Below are 18,804 nucleotides of genomic sequence, written 5' to 3'. Positions count from 1 at the left end.
CATAAGGTCGCTTTTCTACAGAATTTATTGATTGTTCTCAGGTATAGACTCTGGAAATTCTTCTATTTGTACAGGAATAGTTAATTTTCTCCCCTCTCTTTCAATAAGGACATTTACCACACTACCTGGTCTAACATTACTAATAACTTGCATCATCTGTGCAGGTGAGGTTGCTGGCTCATTATTAAATTCAAGAATAATATCATTAGGTTGAATACCTGCTTTAGCTGCTGGACCATCTTCAACAACACTTCCCACTTTTACACCTGCTTGAGAATCTGTATTCTCATTAAAAATAATATTACTTTGTACGCCGAAAAAACCTCGGATCACTCGTCCATCACGAATAATTTTATTAAGTACATCGTTAGCAATATTCATAGGTATAGCAAAATTTAATCCTTCTGCAATATCAGAAGCATCTTTACCAAAACTTAATGTACTAATACCAACCAATTCACCTAAGGAATTAATTAATGCTCCTCCAGAATTACCTCGATTTATTGAAGCATCTGTTTGAATAAAATTCTGGCGCCCTACTGAATCGCCTACCGTATTTCGCCCCGTGGCACTAATAATTCCTTGAGAGACACTTTGCCCTAAATTATAGGGATTACCAATTGCAAGCACTACATCTCCAACATGAATTTGCCGACTAGGATTTTGAGGTATAGTAGGCAAATTCTCTGCTCGAATTTTTAATACCGCCAAATCTGTCAATTTATCTGAACCGATAAGTGCAGCTTCGGAAATTATGCCATTTTGTAAAGCGACTACAATTTGATCGGCATTTTGAATCACATGCATATTTGTCAAAATATAACCATCTTTTGACATGATTACACCCGATCCTAAACTATTAACCTGTAATCGTTCATCGGCATTAGAAGAGGAAAAAGATTGATTATAAACATTGACAACTGCAGGAGAAGCAATACGTACTGCGTTTTTAAATGATAATACAGAATCTTCATTTACATATAAGGAAAAGCCTAAATGATTAGAAGAAAGTTTAGGCAAGAAAGCTAATACCAACCCCGCACAAGCAAGGCCAATAATTGCGGCTTGGATAATTTTTTTTAACATTTTAGACTAATCCTTTGTATAGATCATTTTAACATCGTCACCGAGCTTTTCGATGGACTGCAATTTCCATAATGGGGCATCTACTAATTTTGTTAATGCAGGTAAATGACATAAGCCTCGAGCTTGATCGCCCAATAATTTAGGTGCCATATAAATAATCAGTTCATCCACTAAGTTTTCTGCTATTAATGAGCCCGCAAGCTCCGCCCCTGCTTCTACCCAAATAGAGTTTATTTGCTGTTTGCCTAAAGCCATCATGAGTGCTTGCAACATGGTTTGATTAGGTTCGGGTTGTAATTCTAATGAATGACAATACTCTGGATACATTGATATATCTCGAGTACTAGTTCCCACTAACCATATGGGAGAATTGATTTTAAATAGATTTAAACTAGGTAAAACCCGATGTTTAGAATCAATAATCACTCGTATAGGCTGGCGGAGTTGTTCTTTTTTATATTGTAATTGTAATTCTGAAGGAAATTGTTCCCAACGCACATTTAAATTAGGATTATCTTTCAATACAGTGTTGCTTGCAGAGAGAATTGCTGAAGCCTTTGCCCGTTGAAGCTGTACATCTGCCCTAGCCTGTTCTCCAGTAATCCATTTACTTTCTCCTTCTGCGGTTGCTGTACGTCCATCAATACTCATCGCCATTTTTAACTGGATATAAGGCATTCCTGTACGCATGCGCTTAAGAAAACCTTTATTTAATGCTTCTGCTTGCTCTTGCAATAAACCTACTGAGGTTTCAATACCCGCATTCATCAACATTTTTAAACCTTTACCAGCGACGGAAGGATTAGGATCTTGCATGGCGACAATTACTTTGGCAATGCCCGCTTCAATTAAGCCTTTGGCACAAGGAGGCGTTCTCCCAAAATGAGAACAAGGTTCTAAGGTAACATAAGCAGTCGCACCTTTTGCCTTTTCGCCCGCTTCTCGCATAGCCATTACTTCAGCATGAGGTTCCCCCGCTTTAAAATGAAATCCTTTACCTACGATATTGCCATTTTTTACTAATACACACCCAACGGCTGGGTTTGGCGTGGTGGTAAATTGTCCTTTAGCCGCAAGTTCCATAGCTAATTGCATAAAGTGTTGATCTTCTGAAGTAAATTGGCTCACTAAAACTATTCCTTTAATTTTTCAATTTCTTTTGTAAACTCATTAATATTTTCAAAACTTAAATAAACAGAAGCAAAACGAATATAAGCAACTTTATCCAATTTCTTTAATTCATCCATCACTAAAGATCCAACAAATTGGCTTAACACTTCACGTTCACCAGTTGCTTGTAATTGGTGAATAATATGGCTAATAGCCTTTTCCACATCATCAGCACTTACAGGACGTTTTTCTAATGCATGCTGAATACCACGTCGTAATTTATCTTCATTAAAAGGTTCACGCATACCATTATTTTTAATGATTTTAGGTACAACTAATTCTGCGGTCTCGAATGTAGTAAAACGCTCATGACAATTTGTACATTCACGACGACGACGAACCTGATAACCATCAGAAACCAAACGGCTATCTATCACTTTGGTTTCTTCAGTTGAACAAAATGGACAATGCATAATTTTTTCCTATAACGAGAAAATATTTTGTCATCATAACAAAACTTATATGAATTTACGATATACAAACACTATGTTTATTTAAGTAAAAAGATCTGCTTTATCTTATATAAAAAGGATTTATGAAAATTTCACCATACAAATTAATAACACCCCAATAACAATACTTAAACAATATTGTTTCTTTTTGTAATACTTACAAAAATTTAATGTTCATTTTACCATTCACTATTGCGATTATTCTCTTTATATGGCAATTTAGCCTATCGCAAACGATTATCATAGTTTCGTTAATGACCATAACAAACATAGGAGTGATGATGCTTAATCATTAATTTTACTACAATAGCAATTTTTATTTATCTACTTTTCTGAATATTTAAATTCTCGGGAAGCCTATTATTTAATGCATATTGCATTACACCACAATGAGGAGATGACATGAGTGGTAACTTTGAAGATGTCAGTAAAAATAAACGTAATACGATTATTATTCTTGCTGACTTCGTTTTATTTTGTTTACTAATTAAATTTCTTCCTTTTGAGCCAGCGCCCTCTAAAGGCTTAGCGCTGTTAGCTTTCGTTGCAGTGCTTTGGCTTACAGAAGCTGTTCATGTAACTGTCACTGCACTATTTGTGCCTGTTCTTGCTATCTTATTAGGTTTAGTATCCTCAAAAGAAGCCTTAGTTGCCTTTGCTGATCCTACTATTTTCCTATTCTTTGGTGGATTTGCTTTAGCTACAGCCTTACATATGCAAAAAATCGATCGCTTAATCGCAAATAAAATTATGGCATTAGCTAATGGTAATTTATTTCGAGCGGTGCTTTTCCTCTTTGTTATTACAGCATTCCTCTCTATGTGGATGAGTAATACGGCAACAGCGGCTATGATGATTCCTTTAGCAATGGGCATCCTAAGTAATATGGATCCTGAAAAAGAACACAATACTTATACCTTTGTACTTTTAGGGATTGCTTATAGTGCAAGTATTGGAGGAATGGGAACCTTAGTAGGAAGTCCACCTAATGCAATTGTCGCTTCACAACTACATTTAAGCTTTGCTAGTTGGTTAAAATATGGCATACCTATAATGTTACTGCTTTTTCCAATGATGGTCGCTATTCTCTATTTCAATTTTCGACCTAAATTTAACCAAAAATTTGAATATAATTTTGAAAAAATCCGTATGGATCGTAATCGTATCATTACCCTTGCGATCTTCTTAATTGTGGTTATCTGTTGGATATTTGGTGGCACAGTCAATCCTTTTTTATCAGAGCTACTTGGTCTAAAAGGTCAAATCGCAAATTTTGATAGTATTGTCGGTTTAATTGCTGCATTGTTATTATGTGTTAGCCACGTCGTAACCTGGAATGACTTACATAATAATACTGAGTGGGGAGTATTATATCTATTCGGTGGCGGTTTAACGCTCAGTGCCGTGTTGACTCACACTGGCGCAAGCCGAATTATGGCTGATGGAATAGTCGCATTAATTGAAGGGCAAAGTTATTATGTTATTTGTTTAACTATTGCCGCTTTTATTATATTACTCACAGAATTCACATCCAACACTGCAAGTGCCGCATTATTAGTACCAATTTTTATTTCTATTGCAGAGTCACTCAATATGTCTCCATTAGGTTTTGCATTAATTATCGGTTTAGGAGCATCTTGTGCATTTATGATGCCTGTAGGTACACCTCCCAATGCTATTGTTTTCAGTACAGGCATGGTTAAACAAAAAGAAATGTTACGTTCTTATAAAATTAACTTAACTTGTATTTTTGTGATTTCTGCCATTGGTTATCTATTCTGGCTTTAATCTAAAAGTGCGGTAACTTTTTTAAAAATTTTACCGCACTTTTTGTATACAAATTATATACAAAGCCAATGTAGAAAAAAGCTGTTATACTGATACTATCTATAAAAAGACAAAAGGTGCAAACTATGAGCAACAATTCAGTTATTACAGTTATCGGCAAAGATCGCGTAGGTATTGTTTATGATGTATCAAAAATGCTTGCGGAAAACCAAATTAATATCGTCAATATCACACAACAATTAATGGATGATTATTTCACCATGATTATCCTAGTTGATACCTCTAAATGCCCAAAATCCTTTCCTGAATTAGCGGATTTCTTTACTCAAGCAAGCAAGAATCTGGCATTAGATATTCGTTTACAAAATGAAGAAATTTTTAAAGCAATGCACCGTATCTAATGGGGTGAATAATGACAATTCAATCTGATGAAATTCTAGAAACTATTCGAATGGTTTCAGATCAAAATTTTGATGTACGAACTATTACTATAGGTATTGATTTACATGACTGTATCACGAGTAATATTCACCAACTAAATCAAAATATCTATGACAAAATCACTCGTATTGGTCAGGACTTGGTAAAAACAGCGAATATCCTTTCTGCTAAATATGGTGTTCCTATCGTCAATCAACGGATTTCTGTGACACCAATCGCACAGATTGCGGCTGCAACAAAAGCGGATTCTTATGTATCAATCGCACAAACCTTAGATCGTGCGGCAAAAGCTATTGGCGTCTCTTTTATTGGTGGTTTCTCTGCATTGGTACAAAAAGGTATGTCACCTTCTGATGAAGTCTTAATTCGTTCTATTCCTGAAGCCATGAAAACCACTGATATTGTTTGCAGTTCTATTAATATTGGTTCTACTCGTGCTGGTATCAATATGGATGCCGTTAAACTTGTAGGTGAGATGGTAAAACGTACTGCAGATATTACACCTGAAGGTTTTGGTTGTGCCAAAATTGTTGTTTTCTGTAATGCTGTTGAAGATAACCCATTTATGGCAGGAGCTTTCCATGGTTCTGGAGAAGCCGATGCGGTTATCAACGTCGGTGTTTCTGGCCCTGGTGTAGTAAAAGAAGCACTGGAAAACGCTAATGTAACCACACTCACAGAAGTGGCTGAAGTCGTTAAGAAAACAGCATTTAAAATTACTCGTGTTGGTGAATTAATTGGTCAAGAAGCCTCTAAAATGCTCAATATTCCATTTGGTATTTTAGACTTATCTCTAGCACCCACCCCTGCCATTGGTGATTCTGTCGCTCGTATTCTTGAAGCTATGGGCTTAAGCGTCTGCGGTACGCATGGTACAACAGCCGCATTAGCATTGCTCAATGATGCAGTGAAAAAAGGCGGTATGATGGCTTCTAGTGCGGTAGGTGGCTTAAGTGGAGCCTTCATTCCTGTATCAGAAGATGAAGGTATGATTGCAGCTGCTGAAAGTGGAATTTTAACCTTAGAAAAACTTGAAGCCATGACCGCAGTTTGTTCTGTAGGTTTAGATATGATTGCCGTTCCAGGTGATACTCCTGCCCATACTATTTCAGGTATCATTGCAGATGAAGCCGCAATTGGAATGATCAACAGCAAAACGACTGCTGTTCGTATCATTCCTGTCATAGGTAAAGGCGTGGGTGAAAGCGTAGAATTTGGAGGCTTACTTGGTTATGCTCCAATTATGCCTATCAAAGAAGGTTCATGTGAAGTCTTCGTGAACCGTGGGGGACGTATCCCGGCGCCAGTTCAATCCATGAAAAACTAATAAAATTAACGCCCAAAAGTGCGGTCTTAATTTTCAAAAAATTAACCGCACTTTTTATATCAGATTCTATGGCTAATGCTAGAACTTCTGATAGAATAAACATCTTTATCAACCAAATAAATATATAAAAATGAAAAATAAAATTTTAGGAAGTGCATTAATGATCGCTGGCACCACTATTGGTGCTGGAATGTTAGCAATGCCATTGATTTCAGCAGGTATGGGATTTGGAGTCACGGCATTATTATTAATTAGCTTGTGGGCGTTATTAGCTTATACAGGTTTATTATTTATGGAAGTTTATCAAACTGCTCCACGACAAGATGTCGGCGTAGCAAGCCTAGCAGAACAATATTTCGGTATGGCCGGGCGGGTGCTGGCAACCATCAGTTTATTGATTTTGCTCTATGCACTACTTTCAGCTTATATCACTGGCGGTGGTTCATTGCTGGCTGGAATTATGCCTGAAATGGGAGACAAAGAAACAACATTAAAAATCAGTATTTTGATTTTTACCGTTATTCTCGGTTCATTCGTTGTTGTTGGAATTCAATCTGTTGATGGTCTAACCCGTTTATTATTTATTGGCAAAATTATTGCTTTCATTATGGTTTTACTCATGATGTTACCGAAAGCAAAATTAGAAAACTTAACTGCTGTGCCATTAGATAATTTATTAGTGATTTCATCTATTCCTATATTCTTTACCTCTTTTGGCTTCCATGTAATTATGGCAAGCATCAATACTTACTTAAATGCGGATATTGGTAAAATTCGTAAAGCTATTTATATTGGCACAGCTATTCCATTAGCCGCTTATTTATTATGGCAATTGTCGACTCATGGCGTCTTGAGTCAAAATGAATTCACCACTATTTTGAAAAATGATCCAACCTTAAATGGATTAGTCACCGCAACCAGCCAAATTACAGGGAGCACTATATTAGGCGAAACCGTTCGCATATTCTCCGTATTAGCACTCATCACCTCTTTTTTAGGTGTTTCACTTGGTATATTTGAATGTGCTAATGACTTATTAAAACGGGTAAGATTACCATCAAATCGAATTTGGCTAACCGCAGTTACCTTTATTCCGCCAATTATGTTTGCGCTCTTCTACCCTGATGGTTTTATTACCGCACTAGGTTATGCAGGTTTACTCTTCGCATTCTATGGTATGATTTTACCAATTGGCTTAGCTTGGAAGGCTCGTCAACAATTTCCAAACTTACCTTATCGTGTGATTGGTGGAAATAGTGCATTAGTTATAGCCCTCATTGCTGGTATTATTATCATGATTATCCCATTCCTGATTCAATTAGGTTATTTACCTCAAGCCGTGGGCTAATCTTATTAAAATACTATGCAAAAGTGCGGTATAAATTTTTAAAATTTACACCGCACTTTTTATATTAGTTCCTTTTTCCATACTTGACGAAAAATTTGATCTACTTCACATTTTTGAAATCTGTCTATTTATTCTTATTCCATTTTCTTTTACTCTGCCCATCGAAACGTTTCGATGAAATAACATGAAGGAGTTTCTATGAAAAAAACCACTAACCTTAATGCTCAGCTTTCACACTGTCTTGCAACATTAGGTCACACCGATAGCTTGACAATTTGTGATGCAGGATTACCAATCCCAAATTCAGTAGAACGTATCGATCTTGCTTTAACTGCTGGAATTCCCTCTTTTTTACAAACCTTTGATGTGATCGTAGATGAATTATATATAGAGCGTGTACGAATTGCTGAAGAAATAAAACAAAAAAATCCAGAAATTTTAACCGCACTTTTAGCTCGACTAACTGAATTAGAACAAAAACAAAACAATACGATTCAAATTGATTATGTCAATCACGAAATCTTCAAAGAACAAACGCTCATGAGTAAAGCTATTGTACGCACTGGCGAATGCTCACCTTATGCAAATATTATTTTATATTCAGGCGTACCATTTTAAGGTGGTGTGATGGAAACCTTATTAAAAATGAGCGGGATAGATAAATCTTTCCCTGGTGTAAAAGCTCTTAGTAATGCATGTTTATCGGTTTATGCAGGAAGAGTCATGGCTCTTATGGGTGAAAATGGAGCGGGTAAATCCACTTTGATGAAGGTACTCACAGGTATTTACAGCAAAGATTCAGGATCAATTACTTATTTAGGTAAAGAAGTCTCTTTTAAAGGGCCTAAACATTCACAAGAGGCCGGCATTAGCATTATCCACCAAGAATTAAATTTAGTCGGTAATTTAACCATTGCCGAAAATATTTTTTTAGGGCGTGAATTTAAAACCGCTTGGGGCTCAATTGATTGGAAAAAAATGTATACAGAAGCGGACAAACTACTAGCTCGTTTAGGCGTCAAGCACAGTAGTCACCAGCTTTGTGCAGAATTATCCATTGGCGAACAGCAAATGGTAGAAATAGCCAAAGCACTAAGCTTCGAATCTAAAGTCATTATTATGGATGAGCCTACTGATGCCCTAACTGATGCTGAAACAGAAGCATTATTTAATGTGATTCATGAATTAAAAGCAGAAAACCGAGGTATTGTTTATATTTCACACCGTTTAAAAGAAATTTTTGAAATTTGCGATGATGTTATGGTACTCCGTGATGGTCAATTTATTGGCGAACGTGTAGTTGCTGAAATTAATGAAGATCATCTGATTGAAATGATGGTAGGACGTCGTTTAGAAGAACAATATCCACACTTAGAGCAGCATCGTGGTGAATTATTATTAAATGTGAAAAATCTCAGTGGTCAAGGGGTGAATGACGTATCCTTCCAATTGCATAAAGGGGAGATTGTGGGTATTTCAGGCCTAATGGGGGCAGGACGTACTGAATTAATGAAGGTGCTTTATGGTGCATTACCAAAAACATCAGGAACAATCGAGCTCAACGGAAAGGCAATTCATAATACTTGTCCTCAAGATGGCTTAAATAATGGTATTGTCTATATTTCTGAAGATCGCAAAGGTGATGGATTAATTTTAGGTATGTCAGTTAAAGAAAATATGTCTTTAACAGCATTAGACCATTTTTCTCAGGCAGGAACTATTCGCCATGAAGCAGAAACAATGGCCGTTGATGACTTTATTTCAATGTTTAATATCAAAACACCAAGCCGTGATCAACAAATCGGCTTACTCTCTGGTGGTAATCAACAAAAAGTAGCCATTGCAAAAGGCTTAATGACACGTCCAAATGTATTAATTCTAGACGAACCAACTCGAGGAGTTGATGTCGGTGCAAGAAAAGAAATCTATCAATTAATCAATGAGTTTAAAAAGGATGGATTAAGCATTTTAATGGTTTCATCAGACATGCCAGAAGTGCTTGGTATGAGCGATCGTATCTTAGTCATGCATGAAGGAAAAATCAGTGCCGAATTTTCTCGTGAACAAGCGACCCAAGAGAAATTACTGGCTGCCGCGATTGGCAAAAACACAGAATTAAATTAAGGTATTTTTATGACGACTCAAACAAATAAATTTCAGTTAGGGAAATTTTTAATTGAACAACGTTCTTTTGTTGCGTTATTCATTCTAATTATCATTGTATCAATGATTAATCCTGATTTTTTCAGTATTGACAATATTCTTAATATCTTACGTCAAACCTCTGTAAATGCGATTATTGCAGTGGGAATGACCTTTGTCATTTTGATTGCAGGAATTGATTTATCCGTAGGTTCAGTCCTTGCACTCACGGGTGCAGTTGCGGCTTCATTAGTAAGTTCAACAATGCCAATTTTCTTGGTCATTCCATTGGTTTTATTATTAGGAACAATCTTCGGTGGTGTCAGTGGTGTGATTGTGGCGAAAGGTAAAGTACAAGCTTTTATCGCCACCTTAGTCACAATGACTTTATTACGTGGTATTACCATGGTTTATACAGATGGAAGACCAATCAGTACTGGATTCTCAGAACAAGCTGATTTATTTGCTAGCATTGGTACAGGTTATTTATTCGGTATTCCTGTACCTATTTGGATTATGGCTGTTGTATTTGCTATCGCTTGGTATATTTTAAAACACACCCCAATTGGACGTTATATCTATGCTTTGGGTGGAAATGAATCAGCCACACAACTTTCAGGTATTAATGTTAATAAAATCAAAATATTTGTATTTGCCGTGAGTGGTTTTTTATCTGCACTTGCTGGCTTAATTGTGACTTCACGCCTTTCATCAGCACAACCTACTGCTGGAGTATCATATGAGTTAGATGCTATCGCTGCCGTTGTTGTTGGAGGAACAAGTTTAATGGGCGGTAAAGGGCGTGTAATGGGTACTTTAGTGGGTGCATTAATTATTGGCTTTTTAAATAATGCACTCAATTTATTAGACATTTCTTCGTATTATCAGATGATAGCTAAAGCATTGGTAATCTTGGTTGCTGTATTAGCTGATAATTACTTAGGTACTAAAAAAGTTTAATCATTTTTAAGGAGATTTGTATGAAAAAACTCACCACTTTAGCTTCAGCAATCATGCTTACCTTTGCTATTGCAGGCACAGCCTCAGCAAAAGAAACTATTGCTTTGGCTGTATCAACTTTAGACAACCCTTTCTTTGTAAGCCTTAAAGATGGGGCTCAGAAAAAAGCAGATGAATTAGGTTATAAATTAGTCGTACTAGATTCACAAAATGACCCAGCTAAAGAACTTTCTAATGTAGAAGACTTAACCGTACGTGGTGCAAAAGTATTATTAATTAACCCAACAGACTCGAAAGCAGTAAGTAATGCGGTAGCTATCGCAAATCGTAATAAAATTCCAGTAATCACCTTAGACCGTGGGGCTGAAAAAGGTGATGTAGTCAGCCATATTGCTTCAGATAATGTTGCGGGCGGTAAAATGGCAGGTGATTTCATTGCTCAAAAATTAGGTGATGGAGCCAAAGTTATTCAACTAGAAGGTATTGCAGGAACCTCTGCCGCTCGTGAACGTGGAGAAGGCTTTAAACAAGCTGTTGAAGCGCATAAATTTAATGTATTAGCAAGTCAACCAGCAGATTTTGATCGTACAAAAGGTTTAAATGTCACCGAAAACTTATTAGCCAGTAAAAATGATGTACAAGCTATTTTTGCACAAAATGATGAAATGGCATTAGGTGCATTACGTGCAGTAAGTGCTGCTAATAAAAAAGTCATGATTGTTGGCTTTGATGGTACAGATGATGGTGTCAAAGCGGTCAACGGTGGAAAATTAGCTGCAACTGTAGCTCAACAGCCTGAACTTATCGGTTCACTTGGTGTTGAAACCGCAGATAAAGTACTCAAAGGTGAGAAAGTTGAAGCAAAAATTCCTGTAGATTTAAAAGTAATTTCAAAATAATCTTATCTAAAAAGCACTCGTCTTAGGCGAGTGCTTATCGCATTAATTTAAAACTCACTGGTCCAAGACAAGTGTTAATATATAGGTTGATTTTATAAAGGACACAATATGAAAAAACTCACCGTTCTCGGCAGCATTAACGCTGATCACGTGATTTCTGTTCCCTATTTTGCTAAACCAGGAGAAACATTAATAGGAAGTCATTATCATATTGCTTATGGTGGTAAAGGTGCAAATCAAGCAGTTGCCGCCGCACGTTTAGGGGCAAATGTCTCTTTTATTGGTTGTATCGGTAATGATGATATTGGACGAGCAATGAAAACAGCTTTTGAACAAGACAATATTAATACTCAACCAATTAAAACCATTAAAACTGAAATGACTGGTATTGCCATGATTCAAGTTGCTGAATCGGGAGAAAATAGTATTGTTATTTCTGCGGGAGCGAATGCTTATTTAGATGAAAGTACGGTTACTGAATTTGAAGATGAAATTGCACAAGCAAATTGTTTATTAATGCAATTAGAAACACCTCTCCCAGCAATTATTTTAGCTGCCCAAATTGCTAAAGATAACGGAACTGAAATTGTGTTAAATCCAGCACCAGCAAGAGCTCTTCCTGATGAATTACTTCGCTTATTATATATGATCACACCAAATGAAACTGAAGCAGAAATTCTGACTGGAGTAAAGGTTGTTGATCAAGAAACAGCCGTAAAAGCGGCTTCAGTTTTCCATCAAAAAGGCATTGAGAACGTGTTAATTACTTTAGGTTCAAAAGGTGTTTTCGTCAGTCAAAATGGCAAAGGTGAAATTGTCCCTGGGTTCTGCGTTAATGCTGTTGATACTACCGCAGCAGGTGATACCTTTAATGGTGCATTGGTTACTGCTATATTGGAAGATAAACCTTTACAAGAAGCTATCCGTTTTGCTCATGCTGCAGCGGCTATTAGTGTGACTCGCCAAGGCGCTCAATCCTCAATTCCAAATCGACAAGAAACCTTAGGTTTTCTAGAAAATCCAAAATAAAGTGCGGTGAGTTTTATAGGAATTTTTATATGGCAACCATGAAAGACATTGCAAGATTAGCAAAAGTTTCCACCTCTACAGTATCTCATGTTATGAATAATACTCGTTTTGTTAGTGATGAAATTCGAGAAAAAGTACTACGTGTGGTTGCCGATTTAAATTATACCCCCTCTGCCCTAGCTCGCAGTTTAAAAGTAAAAGAAACCAAAACCATCGGCATGCTTGTTACAGCTACAAATAACCCTTTTTTTGGCGAAGTTATGACGGGTGTTGAACATTATTGCGAAAAACATCAATATAATCTTATTGTAGCAACTACTGATGGAGATGAAGAACGGTTACAACGGCATCTACAAATGATGCTCCAAAAACAAGTTGATGGCTTATTATTAATGTGTGCTGATACTCGATTTCAAGCATCTTCACATTTAAATATTCCTTTGCCAATGGTTATTATGGATTGGTGGTATACCGATCTTAATGCAGATAAAATCTTTGAAGATTCCGCATTAGGTGGCTATCTTGCGACAAAAGCTTTAATTGATGCTGGGCATCGTCATATAGGCATTATTACTGGTGGCTTAAAAAAATCCCTTGCGCAAGATCGTTTAAAAGGCTATCTCAACGCCTTAGAAGAAGCCAAGATTGCTGTTAATTCAAACTGGATTATCGATAGTCATTTTGATTTTGAAGGAGGCTTTAATGGAATGAATCAATTACTTAATAAAAAACCTTATCCTTCCGCAGTATTTGCCTGTAGCGACACCATTGCCGTAGGTGCCTATCGTGCTATTTGGCAAAAAGGTTTACGTATTCCTGAGGATATTTCTATTATTGGTTATGACGATATTGAGCTAGCTAGCTATCTCTCTCCCCCACTTTCCACCATTAGCCAACCAAAACAGGAACTGGGTAAACTTGCCATAGAAACCTTATTGGAACGAATTAATAATAAAAATGCAGATTATAAAAAGATTATTTTAAAACCAGAATTGATTAATCGATCATCAATCTTAATTAAATAATTTATTTTCATTGAAAATTAGGACAACAACTTTTCTAGCTATAGTATTATTAATAAAAAACTATTACCAATCCACTAAAGTCTCACAGCTACAGTGTTGCCAAGGCTAGTTCTTAAAGATCTGATTAATCAACCAGAAAAATATTCCTCTGCACTGTCATATCTTAACGTTTTAGCTCATTTAATAATTTCATTTATTCCTATAGGAATTATGACTATATAAAAATTTAAAAAAAACACCGCACTTTACTGTTCTGCAATCACAGCCAACACCCTTTTATCTGACACAGGATATTTTGTTCCTAGCTGTTGTGCAAATAAGCTTACTCTCAACTCTTCAATCATATAGCGAATTTCTAGTACTTCATTACTGTGTGGTTTAGATTTTGGTAATTTTGCTAATAATTGTTTATAAGCATTTTCCACCTGCTCTACACGTAACATGGCAGCTCGATCACGGTTAATATCTTGAGCTAATTTATCTATACGTTTATCAATCGCTTGTAGATAACGATGAATATCTGGCAAACGTGCATAGCCAGTTTTTTCAACAAACCCTGGAAAAATTAAGCCTGCCAATTGAGTTTTTATATCTGATAACGCAAATGCCATGGTGAAATCCATTTTCCCTTTTAAACGTTTATTGATTTCAAAGGTTAAGGTCAGCAACTGTTCTACTTGTTGAGCAATGTCCACAGTAATTTCATTTAGGTTTTCACGCACAAAATCACGTAATCTGTCGAAATCTTGTTCATTCCACACAAAACCACCAAAATCAGTAATCAGTTTATCCACTGCACAAGCAATACAGTCATCAATCAGCTCCAATACTTTGCCAAAGGGCGTAAAATATAGCCCTAGCTTTGATTTATTAGGTAGTTTTTCATGCAAATATTTAATTGGTGATGGCACATTCAATAAAATTAAACGACGTAGCCCCTTTTGCATTGCTACAGATTGTTCATATTCGGTTTCAAATAATTTGATACCTACAGCTTCTTTTTCATCAGTAATCGCTGGAAAAGCTTTGACAGTGAAACCTTGCTTTTTCTGTTCATAACATTGAGGCAAATGTTCAAAATTCCAAATATGAATTCCACTTTGCTCAATACCATCATCTGCCACCGCAGAAATACTTTGTTGCACACGATCTTTTAAGCTAAATTTCAATTCATCTAAATTCATACTTTCTATAATTTTTTTGCCTTTATCATCAATCACTCGGAAAGTCATTTTCAAGTGCGATGGGATTTGCTCTAAATTCCATTCATCTTCTTCCACATTTACACCAGTCATGCGACGTAATTCATAACTTAGTGTATGGAATAATGGCTTATCAGTATCACTCACTCGAGCTAAAAAAGCCTCGGCATAATTAGGAGCGGGAACAAAATTGCGGCGTAAAGATTTCGGTAAAGATTTAATTAATGATACTATCAATTCCTGACGTAATCCTGGAATTTGCCAATCAAACCCTGTCATTTCAATTTGATTGAGTAATGGCAACGGAATATGTACAGTGACACCATCAGCCTCAGTGCCTGGCTCAAATTGATAAGTAAGTTTTAGCTTTAAATTACCCTGATGCCAAAAATTAGGAAAATCTAGCTGACTAACTTTTTGAGCATCATCATTCATTAAAAAAGATTTTTCAAAATTTAATAATTCGGGATCTTTCTGACTCGCCTTTTTCCACCAACTATCAAAATGTTTTTGCGATACAACATCTGCACCAATACGTGCATCATAGAATTCAAATAAGGTGCGATCATCCACTAAAATATCACGACGGCGAGATTTATGTTCTAAATCTTCTACTTCTCTAATGAGTTTTTGATTATCAAAGAAAAACTTATGTCGTGTATTCCAGTCACCTTCCACTAACGCAGATTGAATAAAAATCTCACGACTAGTTTGTGGCTCAATAGCCCCAAAATTCACTGGGCGACTTGCAACAATTGGTACCCCATATAAATTGACTTTTTCATCAGCTATCACTTGCCCACGAGATTTCGACCAGCGTGGTTCTGAATAAGACTTTTTAGTGAGATGGGTCGCTAAGGGTTCAATCCATTCGGCATCAATATCTGCGACCATTCGTCCCCATAATTTAGAGGTTTCGACCAGCTCTGCAGCCATCACCCATTTCGGTTGTTTTTTGAAAAGTACTGAATTAGGGAAAATGGCAAAATGAGTATTTCTTGCTCCTAGATACTGTTGTTTTTCTGCTTCTTTCAAACCGATATGAGAAAGTAATCCTGTTAATAAAGCGCTATGGACTTGTTGATATTCTGCAGGTTCAGAATTAATCGGCAATCCCATTTCTCGTACGGTTAAACGAATCTGATGATAAATATCTTGCCATTCACGGATACGCAGATAATTCAAGTAATCTTTCTGACATAAACGCCGAAATTGATTGTTACTCAGTTCTTTTTGTTGTTTTTGAATGTAATTCCAAAGATTTACAAAAGCTAAAAAATCCGATTTTTTATCTACAAAACGGCGATGTTTATCATCTGCTGCTTGTTGTTTATCCTGTGGACGTTCTCTCGGATCCTGGATAGATAAAGCGGCGACAATAATCATCACTTCATAAATACTACCAAAATTCACCGCACTTAGTAGCATTTTTGCAAGCCGTGGATCCACTGGGAGTTGAGCTAACTGCTTGCCTTCTTTAGTTAAGAATCTACGCTCTCCAAATTTCGTTTGTTTAAATTCAAAGGCTTGTAATTCTTCTAATAATTTAATTCCATCTTGAATATGACGTTTATCAGGTGCATCGACAAATGGAAAACCCTCAATATCATCTAAACCTAATGAGGTCATTTGTAAAATAACAGAAGCCAAATTAGTACGTAAAATCTCTGGATCAGTAAATTCGGGGCGGTTATTAAAATCTTCTTCTGAATAAAGACGAATACAGATGCCATCACTCACACGCCCACAACGACCTTTACGTTGATTAGCAGAGGCTTGTGAAATCGGCTCAATAGGTAAACGCTGTACTTTAGTGCGGTAACTATAGCGAGAAATTCTTGCAGTACCTGGATCAATGACATATTTAATACCTGGCACAGTTAACGATGTTTCTGCCACATTGGTCGCTAGAACAATACGATTTAAACTGCTTGGATGAAAAATTTTATTTTGTTCCTGTGCAGATAATCGAGCATATAAAGGCAAAATTTCTGTATGGCGTAATTCTTGCTTTTGCAGGGCTTCTGCTGTATCACGTATTTCACGTTCGCCATTTAAAAAAATCAAAATATCACCTCGACCTTCTGCTTGTAATTCATCTACTGCATTTAGAATTCCTTGCAATTGATCTTGGTCTTCTTCCTCAATCATAGGACGATAGCGTACTTCTACAGGATAAGTTCTGCCTGATACTTCAATAATTGGGGCATTATTAAAATGTTTTGAAAAACGTGCTACATCAATGGTCGCAGAGGTAATGATCACCTTGAGATCGGGACGACGCGGCAATAATTGTTTGAGATAACCGAGAATAAAATCATTGTTTAGGCTACGTTCATGAGCCTCATCAATAATCAAAGTATCATATTGATTGAGATAACGATCTGTTTGAATTTCCGCAAGTAAAATACCATCGGTCATTAATTTAATTTGGCTATCATCACTAATTTGATCGTTAAAACGAACTTTATAGCCTACGAGAAAACCAAGCTCTGTTTGCAATTCTTCTGCAATACGAGCGGCCACAGAACGAGCAGCAATACGACGTGGTTGAGTATGGCCGATTAAACCTTTTTGTCCGAGACCTAATTCAAGACACATTTTAGGTAATTGGGTTGTTTTACCCGAACCCGTTTCCCCTGCAATAACGACCACTTGATTATTTTGAATCAAATTTTGAATTTCTGTTTTACGTTGGCTTACAGGTAAATTATCAGGAAAAATAATTGGATTTTTAACCGCACTTTTCCGCTGATTTAAACGGGCTTGTGCCTGTTGAATTTGCATTTGGATCTCAGCACCAACCACTTGTTGTGAATTTTCATTCTTAATATTACTGAGACCTTTAATACGTGCAGATAAACGACGTTGATCTATAATCATCATATCGTTTAATTGTGCGGATAGCGATTTTTGTAATTGGTTAAATACTTGCTTTTGAATAGTTTTTTTCATAATTTAAAAAAATAATTTGTGAACCTTATCACATTCAAAAATTCTTTTAGTCTATTTTCTCTCATTATATGCTAAATTACTCACTCCGAAAAAATAAAAAAGGAGAATTTATGAAAACCCTAAAATTAAGTATCTTTACTCTAGCTGCGGTCTCTGTTTTATCAGCTTGTACTCATCAACATGCTGTAGAAAATCATGATCAGCTTAAATTACAAAATCAAGCAACACTAGGTATTGTATGGATGCAACAATCAGGTGAATATGCAGCCTTAGCACACCAAGCATTTAACACAGCTAAAGTAGCATTTGATCATGCGAAAAAAGTTAAAGGTAAGAAAAAAGCTGTAGTTGTAGACTTAGATGAAACCATGATGGATAACAGTGCTTATGCAGGTTGGCAAATTAAAAATGGTCAAGATTTCTCTCAAGAAAGTTGGACAAAATGGGTAAATGCACGTCAAACACCTGCTATTCCTGGTGCAGTTGACTTTGCTAAATATGTAACCAGTAAAGGTGGCACAGTATTTTATGTATCAAATCGCTTAGAAAAGGGTGAACGTGAAGCCACTATTGATGATATGAAACGTTTAGGTTTCCCAAATGTAACTGACCAAACGTTATTATTAAAACAAGATAAATCAGCCAAATCAATTCGCTTTAAAGCGATTACTGACCAAGGCTACGATCTTGTGGTTTATGTAGGGGATAACCTAAATGACTTTGGTGATGCCACTTATCATAAACCAAATTCAGAACGTCGCGATTTTGTAACCCAAAATGCAACTGCATTTGGTACAAAATATATTGTATTACCAAACCCTAACTATGGTGACTGGGAAGGTGGTTTAGATAAAAACTACTATAAAGGTGATGTAAAAAATAAAATTGATATTCGTAACAATTCTATTCGTGCTTGGGATGGAAAATAATTTTCTTTAATTCACAAAAATGCCGATAGCTCAATACTAACGGCATTTTTC

Annotated in this window: 15 protein-coding genes; 11 read left to right on the top strand and 4 right to left on the bottom strand. The window is 36.3% G+C overall.

Annotated elements, in window-relative coordinates:
* Positions 1-24: 24 nt before the first annotated feature.
* From degS to nrdR, 3 genes are read right to left on the bottom strand one after another with little or no spacing between them, the layout of a single operon-like run.
* A complete protein-coding gene (gene degS, locus BN1226_RS08165) occupies positions 25-1,086 on the bottom strand; it encodes an outer membrane-stress sensor serine endopeptidase DegS (RefSeq protein WP_044470762.1) in 1,062 nt (353 codons plus the stop codon).
* 6 nt (positions 1,087-1,092) lie between these two features.
* Complete coding sequence (gene ribD / locus BN1226_RS08160) at positions 1,093-2,181, bottom strand: bifunctional diaminohydroxyphosphoribosylaminopyrimidine deaminase/5-amino-6-(5-phosphoribosylamino)uracil reductase RibD (protein WP_044470818.1); 1,089 nt, start codon at positions 2,179-2,181, stop codon at positions 1,093-1,095.
* A gap of 38 nt (positions 2,182-2,219) precedes the next feature.
* The gene (gene nrdR, locus BN1226_RS08155) at positions 2,220-2,669 is read right to left on the bottom strand and encodes a transcriptional regulator NrdR (protein ID WP_005760586.1); all 450 of its coding nucleotides are present in this window, start codon (positions 2,667-2,669) and stop codon (positions 2,220-2,222) included.
* 441 nt (positions 2,670-3,110) lie between these two features.
* On the opposite strand from nrdR, the gene BN1226_RS08150 reads away from it, so the two are divergent.
* The 10 genes from BN1226_RS08150 (at position 3,111) to BN1226_RS08105 (ending at position 13,667) form a co-directional block, all read left to right on the top strand.
* Entirely contained in the window at positions 3,111-4,496 is a 1,386-nt protein-coding gene (locus BN1226_RS08150; RefSeq protein ID WP_044470761.1) for a DASS family sodium-coupled anion symporter, read from the top strand.
* 125 nt (positions 4,497-4,621) lie between these two features.
* Positions 4,622-4,897, top strand: coding sequence for an ACT domain-containing protein (locus tag BN1226_RS08145; protein WP_044470760.1), 276 nt, complete (start codon positions 4,622-4,624; stop codon positions 4,895-4,897).
* Between the two features lie 11 nt (positions 4,898-4,908).
* Positions 4,909-6,264 carry a PFL family protein gene (locus BN1226_RS08140; protein WP_044470759.1) on the top strand — a complete coding sequence of 452 codons (1,356 nt, stop codon included), beginning with the start codon at positions 4,909-4,911 and terminating at the stop codon, positions 6,262-6,264.
* Positions 6,265-6,394: 130 nt separating this feature from the next.
* A complete protein-coding gene (locus tag BN1226_RS08135; protein ID WP_044470758.1) occupies positions 6,395-7,612 on the top strand; it encodes an aromatic amino acid transport family protein in 1,218 nt (405 codons plus the stop codon).
* Between the two features lie 198 nt (positions 7,613-7,810).
* The gene (gene rbsD, locus BN1226_RS08130) at positions 7,811-8,230 is read left to right on the top strand and encodes a D-ribose pyranase (protein WP_005760583.1); all 420 of its coding nucleotides are present in this window, start codon (positions 7,811-7,813) and stop codon (positions 8,228-8,230) included.
* Positions 8,231-8,239: 9 nt separating this feature from the next.
* Positions 8,240-9,736, top strand: coding sequence for a ribose ABC transporter ATP-binding protein RbsA (gene rbsA / locus BN1226_RS08125; protein ID WP_044470757.1), 1,497 nt, complete (start codon positions 8,240-8,242; stop codon positions 9,734-9,736).
* 9 nt (positions 9,737-9,745) lie between these two features.
* Complete coding sequence (gene rbsC, locus BN1226_RS08120) at positions 9,746-10,714, top strand: ribose ABC transporter permease (protein ID WP_005760601.1); 969 nt, start codon at positions 9,746-9,748, stop codon at positions 10,712-10,714.
* A gap of 20 nt (positions 10,715-10,734) precedes the next feature.
* The gene (gene rbsB, locus BN1226_RS08115) at positions 10,735-11,613 is read left to right on the top strand and encodes a ribose ABC transporter substrate-binding protein RbsB (protein WP_044470756.1); all 879 of its coding nucleotides are present in this window, start codon (positions 10,735-10,737) and stop codon (positions 11,611-11,613) included.
* 108 nt (positions 11,614-11,721) lie between these two features.
* Positions 11,722-12,642 (top strand): ribokinase, encoded by a 921-nt coding sequence (gene rbsK / locus BN1226_RS08110; RefSeq protein ID WP_044470755.1) that lies wholly within the window; start codon positions 11,722-11,724, stop codon positions 12,640-12,642.
* 29 nt (positions 12,643-12,671) lie between these two features.
* The gene (locus BN1226_RS08105) at positions 12,672-13,667 is read left to right on the top strand and encodes a substrate-binding domain-containing protein (protein ID WP_044470754.1); all 996 of its coding nucleotides are present in this window, start codon (positions 12,672-12,674) and stop codon (positions 13,665-13,667) included.
* Positions 13,668-13,912: 245 nt separating this feature from the next.
* Here BN1226_RS08105 and hrpA read toward each other — a convergent pair whose 3' ends face one another.
* Positions 13,913-17,824, bottom strand: a complete 3,912-nt coding sequence (hrpA, locus tag BN1226_RS08100; RefSeq protein ID WP_044470753.1) for an ATP-dependent RNA helicase HrpA — start codon at positions 17,822-17,824, stop codon at positions 13,913-13,915.
* Between the two features lie 110 nt (positions 17,825-17,934).
* Between hrpA and BN1226_RS08095 the strand changes: the two genes are divergently transcribed.
* Positions 17,935-18,753 carry a 5'-nucleotidase, lipoprotein e(P4) family gene (locus BN1226_RS08095; protein WP_044470752.1) on the top strand — a complete coding sequence of 273 codons (819 nt, stop codon included), beginning with the start codon at positions 17,935-17,937 and terminating at the stop codon, positions 18,751-18,753.
* Positions 18,754-18,804: the final 51 nt, after the last annotated feature.

It is taken from the genome of Mannheimia massilioguelmaensis, from assembly GCF_000940515.1.
Lineage (GTDB): Bacteria > Pseudomonadota > Gammaproteobacteria > Enterobacterales > Pasteurellaceae > Basfia > Basfia bettyae.
This window is presented reverse-complemented; position numbering and strand designations above follow the sequence as displayed.